Source organism: Streptomyces sp. NPDC051172 (genome assembly GCF_040682555.1).
In the GTDB taxonomy this organism is placed as follows: domain Bacteria; phylum Actinomycetota; class Actinomycetes; order Streptomycetales; family Streptomycetaceae; genus Streptomyces.
The window spans coordinates 1-1,055 of record NZ_JBFBBE010000477.1 but is presented as its reverse complement, the minus strand read 5'-3'; the positions used below and the strand labels follow the sequence as shown (position 1 = coordinate 1,055).

General features: G+C 71.9%; 2 protein-coding genes. Both read right to left on the bottom strand.

The features are described from left to right. Positions 1 to 309: AAA family ATPase (locus AB0N07_RS52060; RefSeq protein WP_365848134.1), on the bottom strand; the 309-nt coding region annotated here is incomplete at its 3' end. 21 nt (positions 310 to 330) lie between these two features. Further along, the coding region (gene dnaN, locus AB0N07_RS52055; protein WP_365848132.1) for a DNA polymerase III subunit beta at positions 331 to 1,055 on the bottom strand (725 nt) is incomplete at its 5' end.

The window sequence follows — 1,055 nt, the reverse complement described above, 5'->3', positions numbered from 1 at the left end:
CACGGGGGCGCCGCGGTTGATGGCCATCCGGTTGGACCGGCCCGGCAGGATCTCCAGCTCGAGGGCGACGGTGCGGGAACCGCGGTGCACGCGCCCGGCGATCCGGGCCCGGTCCCGACCGAAGCGCACGAGCTGCGCGTCCGAGCTGACCCGGTGGGACTGCTGGGCGCCGAGGTAGCCGATCGCCTCCACGAGGTTGGTCTTGCCCACCCCGTTGGCCCCGAGCAGCACCGTGGACCCCGGCGTCAGCTCCAGGTCGGCCCAGCGGTAGGACCGGAAGTCCGCGACGGTGTGGTGGGACAGGTACACGGGAGCGTCCGGCCCCCTGCGTCAGGCGATGCGCACCGGCATCACGAGGTAGCGGTAGTCGGAGACGACGCCGTCCTCCTGGTTCACGCCGGTGAGCAGGGCGGGCTTGGGCGCGGACGTGAAGGCGAAGCGCACCTGCGGCTGGTCCACCACGGCCAGGCCCTCGGAGAGGTAGGACGGGTTGAACGCCACGGTGATGTCCTCGCCCTCGAGCGTGCACGGCACGGACTCGTTGGCGCTCGCGTCGTCGCCGGTGCCGGCGTCCAGGGTGACCTGGCCCTCCGTGAACACCATGCGCAGGGCGGTGTTGCGCTCGGCCACGAGGGCCACGCGGCGGGACGCCTCGACCAGGGCGGCGGTGTCCACCACGGCCTGGATGGGGCTGGACTCGGGGAAGAGCGAGCGGATCTTGGGGTACTCGCCGTCCACGAGCACGGAGGTGGTGCGGCGGCCACCGGAGGCGAAGCCCACGAGGTCGGCGGTCTGACCGAGGAGGATCTCCAGGTCGCCGCCGGAGCCGAGGGACTTGGCGACCTCGGTGAGCGTGCGCGCCTTGATGAGCAGCGACGTCGAGATGGACGGGTCCGCCGGGGTCCAGCGGATCTCCTTCATGGCCAGCCGGTAGCGGTCCGTGGCCAGGAAGGTCATGGTGTCGCCCTCGATCTCCACCTTCACGGCGGTGAGGATCGGCAGGGTGTCGTCCTTGGAGGCGGCGACGGTGACCTGGGCGACGGCGTGGGCGAACG